This window comes from Paraburkholderia sp. XV, from assembly GCF_020177535.1.
Classification (GTDB): Bacteria; Pseudomonadota; Gammaproteobacteria; order Burkholderiales; family Burkholderiaceae; genus Paraburkholderia; species Paraburkholderia caribensis.
Window position 1 is genome coordinate 1 of sequence record NZ_JAGUUD010000193.1, and the last position, 9,590, is coordinate 9,590.

Annotated in this window: 5 protein-coding genes; 3 read left to right on the plus strand and 2 right to left on the minus strand. The window is 63.8% G+C overall.

Annotation, left to right across the window (positions count from 1 at the left end; genetic code table 11):
- Nucleotides 1-234 precede the first annotated feature (234 nt).
- Nucleotides 235-2,142 carry a propionate--CoA ligase gene (locus KFO72_RS40210; protein WP_062915175.1) on the plus strand — a complete coding sequence of 636 codons (1,908 nt, stop codon included), beginning with the start codon at nucleotides 235-237 and terminating at the stop codon, nucleotides 2,140-2,142.
- A 24-nt stretch (nucleotides 2,143-2,166) separates the two neighbouring features.
- Here KFO72_RS40210 and KFO72_RS40215 read toward each other — a convergent pair whose 3' ends face one another.
- Nucleotides 2,167-2,955, minus strand: coding sequence for a 5'-methylthioadenosine/adenosylhomocysteine nucleosidase (locus KFO72_RS40215; protein WP_054934268.1), 789 nt, complete (start codon nucleotides 2,953-2,955; stop codon nucleotides 2,167-2,169).
- Nucleotides 2,952-5,318 carry a UvrD-helicase domain-containing protein gene (locus tag KFO72_RS40220; protein WP_107202216.1) on the minus strand — a complete coding sequence of 789 codons (2,367 nt, stop codon included), beginning with the start codon at nucleotides 5,316-5,318 and terminating at the stop codon, nucleotides 2,952-2,954. Before KFO72_RS40220 ends, KFO72_RS40215 begins: the two co-directional genes overlap by 4 nt.
- A 214-nt stretch (nucleotides 5,319-5,532) precedes the next feature.
- On the opposite strand from KFO72_RS40220, the gene KFO72_RS40225 reads away from it, so the two are divergent.
- Both KFO72_RS40225 and galU read left to right on the plus strand, forming a co-directional pair.
- A complete protein-coding gene (locus KFO72_RS40225; protein WP_060601578.1) occupies nucleotides 5,533-8,406 on the plus strand; it encodes a valine--tRNA ligase in 2,874 nt (957 codons plus the stop codon).
- Between the two features lie 71 nt (nucleotides 8,407-8,477).
- Nucleotides 8,478-9,359, plus strand: coding sequence for a UTP--glucose-1-phosphate uridylyltransferase GalU (gene galU / locus KFO72_RS40230; RefSeq protein ID WP_035990323.1), 882 nt, complete (start codon nucleotides 8,478-8,480; stop codon nucleotides 9,357-9,359).
- The last annotated feature ends 231 nt before the right edge of the window (nucleotides 9,360-9,590 follow it).

Here is a 9,590-nt window from a genome sequence, read left to right on the forward strand (position 1 = left end):
CCCGCACAGGGGCGACGCTTGAAGCTAGATAACGCATCGCGGATGCCAGCGCAAAACCCAAAACCGCGGATGCCAGCGAAAAGCCCAAAACCACCCCCAAGCGTCGCAGACAAAATCAAACCCCTCGTCTACCCGCGTTGCCGCCAACACACCCCCTGCTCTATCCTGTGCAAACCCGCGCCAGCGAACGCCGCAACGAAAGCCGCAACGAACTCCAACCAGGGGCCACGCCAAATGACCACCTACCGCGAATTCCACCGCCGCTCAATCGAAGCCCCGGACGACTTCTGGCGCGAAGAAGCCACCCGCATCCACTGGCAAACGCCATTCCACACCGTCCTCGACCGCTCGAACCCACCCTTCGCGCGCTGGTTCGTCGGCGGTAAAACGAACCTTTGCCATAACGCCGTGGACCGGCATCTCGCGCAGCGCGCACAGCAGAACGCACTCGTCTACGTATCGACGGAAACAGGCATCGAGCGCCGCTACACCTACGCCGAACTGCACGCCGAAGTGAACCGGATGGCAGCCGTGATGCGCTCGCTCGGCGTCAATCGCAGCGACCGCGTGCTCATCTATCTCCCGATGATCCCCGAAGCCGTGTTCGCGATGCTCGCATGCGCGCGCCTCGGCGCGATCCACTCGGTGGTGTTCGGCGGCTTCGCCGCGCCCAATCTCGCCGCGCGCATCGACGACGCCAAACCCGCGCTGATCGTCACAGCCGACGCCGGCGCGCGCGCAGGCAAAGTGATCGACTACACGCCCCTCGTCGATGAAGCGCTGTCGCGCGCGACACACAAGACGCCCAAGGTGCTGCTGATCGACCGGCAACTGGCGCCCGAGCGCCTGAACGCGCCGTATCTCGTCGCCTACGAGCCGCTGCGCGAGCAATTCTTCGACGCGCACGTGCAGTGCGAATGGCTCGAATCGACGGAGCCGTCTTACGTGCTCTACACGTCCGGCACCACAGGCAAGCCGAAAGGCGTGCAGCGCGATGTCGGTGGCTATGCGGTCGCGCTCGCGGCATCGATGGAATACATCTTCCAGGGCAAGGCGGGCGACACCATGTTCACCGCGTCCGACGTCGGCTGGGTAGTCGGCCACAGCTACATCGTCTACGCGCCGCTGATCGCGGGCCTCACCACCGTCATGTACGAAGGCACGCCCATTCGTCCCGACGGCGGCATCTGGTGGCGGCTCGTCGAGCAGCACAGGATCAATCTGATGTTCACGGCGCCGACCGCGATCCGCGTGCTGAAAAAGCAGGACCCGGCGCTTCTGAAACAGGCCGATCTGTCGAGCCTGCGCACCCTCTTCCTCGCCGGCGAGCCGCTCGACGAGCCAACGGCTGCGTGGATCGCCGATGCGCTCGGTAAGCCCGTCGTCGACAACTTCTGGCAGACGGAAACCGGCTGGCCCATTCTCGCGATCCAGCGCGGCGTCGAAGCGCTGCCGCAAAAGCTCGGCTCGCCGGGCGTGCCCTGCTACGGCTACGACCTGACGCTGCGCAACGAGCACACGGGCGAGCCGTGCGCGCCCGGCGAAAAAGGCGTGATCACGCTCGGCTATCCATTGCCGCCGGGCTGCATGTCCACCGTGTGGGGCGACGACGCGCGCTTCGTCAAGACGTATTGGGAAAGCGTGCCGAACCAGCAGCTCTATTCGACATTCGACTGGGGCATTCAGGACGAAGACGGCTACGTGACGATCCTCGGCCGCACCGACGACGTGATCAACGTCGCGGGCCATCGCCTCGGTACGCGTGAAATCGAAGAGGCGCTGTCGGCGCACAAGGCCGTCGCGGAAGTCGCCGTGGTCGGCGTGACCGATCAGGTGAAGGGACAGGCAGCCGTGGCGTTCGTCGTCGTGCGCGACGCCGGCGCGTACGAGTCCGATGAAGCGCGCGCAAAACTCTCCGCGGAACTGTGCGCGACCGTCGACCGCCATCTCGGCGCGATCGCGCGGCCCGCGCATGTCGTACTGGTGTCGATGCTGCCGAAGACACGCTCCGGCAAACTCTTGCGCCGCGCGATCGCGGCGCTCGCCGAAGGCCGCGACCCCGGCGATCTGCCGACTATCGAAGACCCGTCGGCATTGCAGCAGATTCGCGACGCCGTCGCAGCCGCGCTCGGCGCGAAGTAAGTCTTCTGAACAAAGGCGCGCGTCTCAACCGCGCGCCGACAAGAACCGCCTGAGAATTCCGCTCGAATATGTGCCCGCCAGTTCGGTCAAAAACGTGACGAACGATGCGGGCGCATGTGCGTCCGCCGTATCGGAAATGGTCCGCACGATCGCGCAAGGCACGCCGTACTCGTAACAGACCTGCGCGATCGCCGCGCCTTCCATCTCGACGGCGAGCGCATCGGGCAACGCGGCGCGCAGGAGATCGACGGACGTGGCGCTCGCCACGAACTGGTCGCCGCTGATGATCAGGCCGCGATGCACCGTCGGCGCCGCCTCCGTCAGAAACCGCTGTGACAGCGCCGCGCCCTCTTCTTCGACAAAACGCTCGCACGCGTTGGCCAACGCGGCCGTCAACGGCACGTCGGCGGCAAAGCGCGAGATGCCGAGCAGCGGCACTTCGAAACGCGGGAACAGCGGTGACGCGTCGAGATCGTGTTGCATCAAAGTTTCGGCCACGACGATATCGCCGATCCGCACCGTCGGCCCGACGCCGCCCGCCACGCCAGTGAACACCACGGCCTCGACATCGAACGCATGGATCAGCGCGCTCACGGTCGCCGCCGCCGCGACCTTGCCGACCCGGCCCAGCGTCACGACGCATGGCGCGCCGTGCACCGTGCCGATGTGATAGTCGCGCTTGCCGTGCGTGATCGTTTCGACTGCACCCTCGGCGCGCATCGCCGCGACGAGATCGCCCAGTTCCTCGGGCAGCGCCGCCATCACGCCGAGCGGACGGCGCGGAATCGTCGCTTCGGACGGCAGCGCGCTCATTCGACTGCCTGCAACTTCGCAACGGCCAGCGCAAGCCATTTCTCGCCGTGGCGCTTGAACTTGACCTGCGCCTTGGCGTCGGCGCCACCGCCTTCGAGCGCGGTGACCGTGCCTTCGCCGAACTTGGTGTGGAATACCTGCTGGCCGACGCGGAAGCCCGTGTCCGCGGCGCGCTGCTCGTTCGCGAACGCGGGCAAAGGCGCGCTCGCCACTGTCGACGCGCCGCCGCCATAACCCTGCTGACGGTCCGGCCGCGAAAACCAGTCGCGGCCCCAGCCCGCGTTATCGGCACGGCCGCCCCAACGCGCGCCCGCTTCGACCTTTGGCGTCAGCCATTTGAGCGTTTCCTGCGGCAATTCGTCGAAGAAGCGCGAGCGGATGTTGTAGCGCGTCTGGCCATGCAACATCCGACTCTGCGCAAACGACAGATACAGCCGCTCCTTCGCGCGCGTGATCGCGACATACATCAGGCGGCGCTCTTCTTCCAGGCCGTCGGCTTCCATCGCGCTGTTCTCGTGCGGGAACAACCCTTCCTCGAGGCCGGTGATGAACACCGCCGTGAATTCGAGGCCCTTGGCCGCGTGCACCGTCATCAGCTGCACGGCTTCCTGGCCGGCCTGCGCCTGGTTGTCGCCCGCTTCCAGCGATGCGTGCGACAGGAAGCCCGCAAGCGGCGTCATCGTGTCCGGATTCTGTGCCGGGTCGGCGGGATTCGCGGCGTCGAGCACGTCGACGCCGGAATCGTCCGTCGCGACGGCCAGTTCGGGCGCCGCCGTCGCGCCCGGGCGCAGCGGAATCGAGCGTGCGGGCGTATCGAGGCCGTAGCCTTCCTCACTGACGAAAGCCGTCGCCGCGTTCACCAGTTCCTGCAAGTTCTCGAGCCGGTCCTGCCCTTCGCGCTCGTTCTGATAGAACTCGGACAGGCCGCTTGCGCGCACCACGTACTCGACCGTTTCAGGCAGGCTCATCTGTGCCGTTTCGGCGCGCATCTTCGCGATCAGGTTCGCGAAGCCGCCGAGGCTCGTGCCCGCCTTGCCCGTCACGTACGGAATCGCCACCGCCATCGACGTGTTGTAGAGACGCGCCGCATCCGCCAGCTGTTCGATCGAGCGCGCGCCGATGCCGCGCGTCGGGAAATTGACCACGCGCGCGAAGGCCGTGTCGTCGTTCGGATTGTCGATCAGGCGCAGATACGCGAGCGCATGCTTCACCTCCTGACGCTCGAAAAAGCGCAAGCCGCCATACACGCGATACGGAATGCCGGCGTTCACCAGCGTATGTTCGATCGTCCGCGACTGCGCGTTGCTCCGGTACAGCACGGCGATCTCGCTGCGCGACGCGCCCGTGCTGATCAGCGCGCGAATCTCCTCGACAATCCAGCCGGCTTCCTGCGAATCCGTCGCAGCCTCGTAGACGCGCACGGGCTCGCCGTGGCCCGCGTCGGTGCGCAGGTTCTTGCCGAGCCGCCGCGAATTGTTCGCGATCAGATGATTCGCGGCATCGAGAATATGGCCGTGCGAGCGGTAGTTCTGCTCCAGCTTGATCAGGTTGCGAACCTTGAATTCCTGCTCGAAGTCACGCATATTGCCGACGTTCGCGCCGCGAAACGCATAGATGGACTGGTCGTCGTCGCCGACCGCGAAGATCGCGTTGTGCTCGCCCGCCAGCAGCTTGAGCCACGCGTATTGAAGCTTGTTCGTGTCCTGAAACTCGTCCACCAGAATATGACGGAAGCGCGCCTGGTAATGCGCGCGCAGCGGCGGGTTGTACGACAGCAGTTCGTAGCAGCGCAGCAGCAGCTCCGGAAAATCGACGACGCCTTCGCGCTGGCACTGCTGGTCGTACGCTTCATACAGTTCGACGAACTTGCGGTTGAAGTTGTCGGACGCGTCGACGTCCTTCGCGCGCAGCCCCTGCTCCTTCGCGTTGTTGATGAAGTACTGCAGGTTCTTCGCCGGATATTTCTCGTCGTCGATATTCAGGCCCTTCATCAGGCGCTTGATCGCGGAGAGCTGGTCCGCCGTATCGAGAATCTGGAAGGTCTGCGGCAGGCCGGCGTCGCGGTAATGCGCGCGCAGCATCCGGTTGCACAGGCCGTGGAACGTGCCGATCCACATGCCGCGTGTGTCGATGGGCAGCAGCGCCGACAGGCGCGACATCATTTCGCGCGCGGCCTTGTTCGTGAAGGTGACGCCGAGAATGGTCGGCGGCGATGCCAGGCCTTGCTGGATCAGCCATGCGATCCGTGTGATCAGCACGCGCGTCTTGCCGCTGCCTGCGCCAGCCAGAATGAGCGCCGGTTCGTTCGGCAGCGTGACGGCGGCGTGTTGTTCGGGGTTCAGGTTCGCGAGCAGTTCGGGCATGGATGACGAGAAGAAACAACGGTTGCGGCGGGTGGTCCGTCATTATAAGACCGTGAGACATTGCTGCCCGCCGCGCGATTTCCGCCCCCGATTCCAGCGCCGCTCGCGCCCGCGATGCGCGGGCGCGCAGGCAAGCGCGGCCCGCCGCTGCCGCATCCCTTTATAATTCAAGGTTTCAGGCATCTTTCCACGCATTTTCCGGCAGATTTTGACGATGACGACAAGCGACAGCACGCTGGCCAAGAGTTTCGAGCCGCAGACGATCGAGGCCCAATGGGGCCCCGAATGGGAAAAACGCGGCTACGCCGCTCCGACCATGGAGCCGGGCCGCAAGAATTTCTCGATCCAGTTGCCGCCGCCCAACGTCACGGGCACGCTGCACATGGGTCACGCGTTCAACCAGACGATCATGGACGGCCTGACGCGCTACCACCGCATGTTGGGCGAAAACACGCTGTGGGTGCCGGGCACGGACCACGCGGGTATCGCGACGCAGATCGTCGTCGAGCGTCAACTCGACGCGCAGGGCGTGTCGCGCCACGACCTCGGCCGCGAAAAATTCACCGAACGCGTGTGGGAATGGAAGCAGCAGTCCGGCTCGATCATCACCAGCCAGGTGCGGCGCCTGGGCGCATCGATCGACTGGTCGCGCGAATACTTCACGATGGACGACAAGATGTCGGCTGCCGTGCGCGAAGTGTTCGTGCGCCTTTACGAACAGGGCCTGATCTACCGCGGCAAGCGCCTCGTGAACTGGGACCCGGTGCTGCTCACGGCCGTGTCCGATCTCGAAGTGGTCAGCGAGGAGGAGAACGGCCACCTGTGGCACATCCAGTACCCGCTCGCGGACGGCTCGGGCCATCTGACAGTCGCCACGACGCGCCCTGAAACCATGCTCGGCGACGTCGCCGTGATGGTTCACCCGGAAGACGAGCGCTACGCGCATCTGATCGGCAAGACCGTCAAGCTGCCGCTCACGGATCGCGAAATCCCCATCATCGCCGACGACTACGTGGATCGCGAATTCGGCACGGGTGTCGTGAAGGTCACGCCCGCGCACGATTTCAACGACTATCAGGTCGGCCAGCGCCACAAGCTGCCGCAGATCGAAATCCTCACGCTCGACGCGAAGATCAACGACAACGCGCCGGAAAAATATCGCGGCCTGGACCGCTTCGAAGCGCGCAAGCAGGTCGTCGCGGATCTCGAAGCGCTCGGGCTGCTCGAATCCGTCAAGCCGCACAAGCTCATGGTGCCGCGCGGCGACCGTACGAACGTGGTCATCGAGCCGATGCTCACGGACCAATGGTTCGTCGCCATGACCAAGCCCGCGCCGGAAGGCACCTTCAATCCGGGCAAGTCGATCACGGAAACATCGCTCGACGTGGTGCGCAACGGCCAGATCAAATTCGTGCCGGAAAACTGGACGACCACTTACTACCAGTGGCTCGAAAACATCCAGGACTGGTGCATTTCGCGTCAATTGTGGTGGGGCCATCAGATTCCCGCGTGGTATGGCGAGAACGGCGAAATCTTCGTCGCGAAGACGGAAGACGAAGCCCGCGCCAAGGCTGACGCTGCAGGCTACAAGGGCTCGCTCAAGCGCGACGAAGACGTGCTCGACACGTGGTTCTCGTCGGCGCTCGTGCCGTTCTCGTCGCTCGGCTGGCCGAACGAGACGCCCGAACTGAAGGCGTTTCTGCCTTCGTCGGTGCTGGTGACGGGTTTCGACATCATCTTCTTCTGGGTCGCGCGCATGGTCATGATGACCACGCACTTCACCGGCAAGGTGCCGTTCGACACCGTCTACGTGCACGGTCTGGTGCGCGACGCCGAAGGCCAGAAGATGTCGAAGAGCAAGGGCAATACGCTCGACCCGATCGATATCGTCGACGGCATCGGCCTCGATGCGCTGGTCGCGAAGCGGACCACGGGGCTGATGAATCCGAAGCAGGCCGCGACCATCGAAAAGAAAACGCGCAAGGAATTCCCCGAAGGCATTCCCGCGTTCGGCACGGATGCGCTGCGCTTCACGATGGCGTCGATGGCGACGCTCGGCCGCAACGTCAACTTCGACCTCGCGCGCTGCGAAGGCTATCGCAACTTCTGCAACAAGCTGTGGAACGCGACGCGCTTCGTGCTGATGAACTGCGAAGGCCACGACTGCGGCTTCTCGAAGCCGGGCGCGTGCCAGCCGGGCGATTGCGGACCGGGCGGCTACACGGACTTCTCGCAGGCGGACCGCTGGATCGTGTCGCTGCTTCAGCGCGTCGAAGCCGAAGTCGAAAAGGGCTTTGCCGACTATCGTTTCGACAATGTGGCAAACGCCCTATACAAGTTCGTGTGGGACGAATACTGTGACTGGTATCTCGAACTGGCAAAGGTGCAGATCCAGACGGGCACGCCCGAGCAGCAGCGCGCCACGCGCCGCACGCTGTTGCGGGTGCTCGAAACGGTGCTGCGTCTCGCGCACCCGGTGATTCCTTTCATTACGGAAGCGTTGTGGCAAAAGGTGGCGCCGCTCGCGGCGAAGTACCCGGAAGGTTGTGCGGAAGGCGAAGCGTCGATCATGACGCAGCCCTATCCGATCGCCGAGCCGGGCAAGATCGACGAATCGGCCGAGCAATGGGCCGCCGATCTGAAAGCCGTGGTCGACGCGTGCCGGAACCTGCGCGGCGAGATGAACCTGTCGCCGGCGACCAGGGTGCCGCTGCTGGCGACGGGCAATGCGGAGCGTCTGGCGTCGTTCGCGGCTTATGCCCAGGCGTTGGCGCGTTTGTCCGAAGTGCAGATCATCGCCGACGAGGCAACGCTGGATGCGCAGGCACATGGCGCGCCGATTGCTATCGTAGGAACAGACAAGCTGGTGCTGAAGGTGGAGATCGACGTCGCCGCCGAGCGCGAGCGCCTGTCAAAAGAGATTGCGAGACTGAACGCAGAGGTTTCGAAATGTAACGCCAAGCTGCAGAACGAGAGTTTTGTTGCAAAAGCGCCGCCGGCGGTCGTTGAGCAGGAGCAGAAAAGGCTGGCAGAATACCAGACCACGATTGGCAAGCTGACGGCACAACTGTCGCGCTTGCCTGCCTGATTGACGCTGCATGCGCACCGGGCCACCTGGCGCCGGCGCGCATCCCAAACCAGAGGACGCAGGGTACACACATGCTAAAAGTTACAAAGGCGGTCTTTCCGGTCGCGGGTCTCGGCACCCGCTTCCTCCCTGCCACCAAGGCCAGCCCGAAGGAAATGCTGCCTATCGTCGACAAGCCGCTGATCCAGTATGCCGTTGAGGAAGCGATGGCGGCCGGCATCACCGAGATGATCTTCGTGACGGGCCGCAGCAAGCGTGCGATCGAGGACCATTTCGACAAGTCGTATGAAATCGAGGCGGAGCTGGAAGCGCGCGGCAAGGCGAAGCTGCTGGAGCTGGTGCGCAGCATCAAGCCGAGCCATGTGGACTGTTTTTATGTGCGTCAGCCTGAGGCACTGGGTCTGGGCCACGCGGTGCTGTGCGCGGAGAAGCTGGTTGGCGACAATCCGTTCGCGGTGATTCTTGCGGATGACTTGCTGTACGGCAAGCCGCCTGTGATGCAGCAGATGATCGAGGTGTTCGATCACTATCACAGCTCGGTGATCGGTGTTGAAGAGATTCCGGCGTCGGAGACGCGGTCGTATGGGATTGTTGATGGCAAGGAGTGGGAGGACGCCATCATCAAGATGTCAGGCATCGTGGAGAAGCCGGCGCCTGAGGTTGCGCCTTCTAACCTGGGCGTGGTTGGGCGGTATGTTTTGAAGCCGCGTATCTTTGATCATATTCGTGCGTTGAAGCCGGGTGCGGGTGGTGAGCTGCAGCTCACGGATGCGATTCAGTCTTTGCTCGCTGATGAGCAGGTGCTCGCTTATAAGTACCACGGGACGCGGTTTGATTGCGGTAGCAAGCTTGGGTATCTGAAGGCGACTGTTGAGTTTGCGCTGCGGCATCCGGAAGTGGCTGCTGATTTTGAAGAGTATTTGCGGACTCGGTCGCCAGTGCTGGAAGGGTGATTTTTGTTGTCTGCGACGCTGGGGTGGTTTGCGTCGCGGCATCATGCAATTCGCGCTCGGCGTTTGACTTTTCGCTGGCGTCCGCGATTCGTTAGCGTGATTTTTGTTGTCTGCGACGCAGGAGTGGTTTGCGTCGCGGCATCATGCGATTCGCGCTCGGCGTTTGACTTTTCACCGGCATCCGCGATTCGTTAGCGTGCTTCACGCGTCGCCCCTGTGCGGGGCGGCACC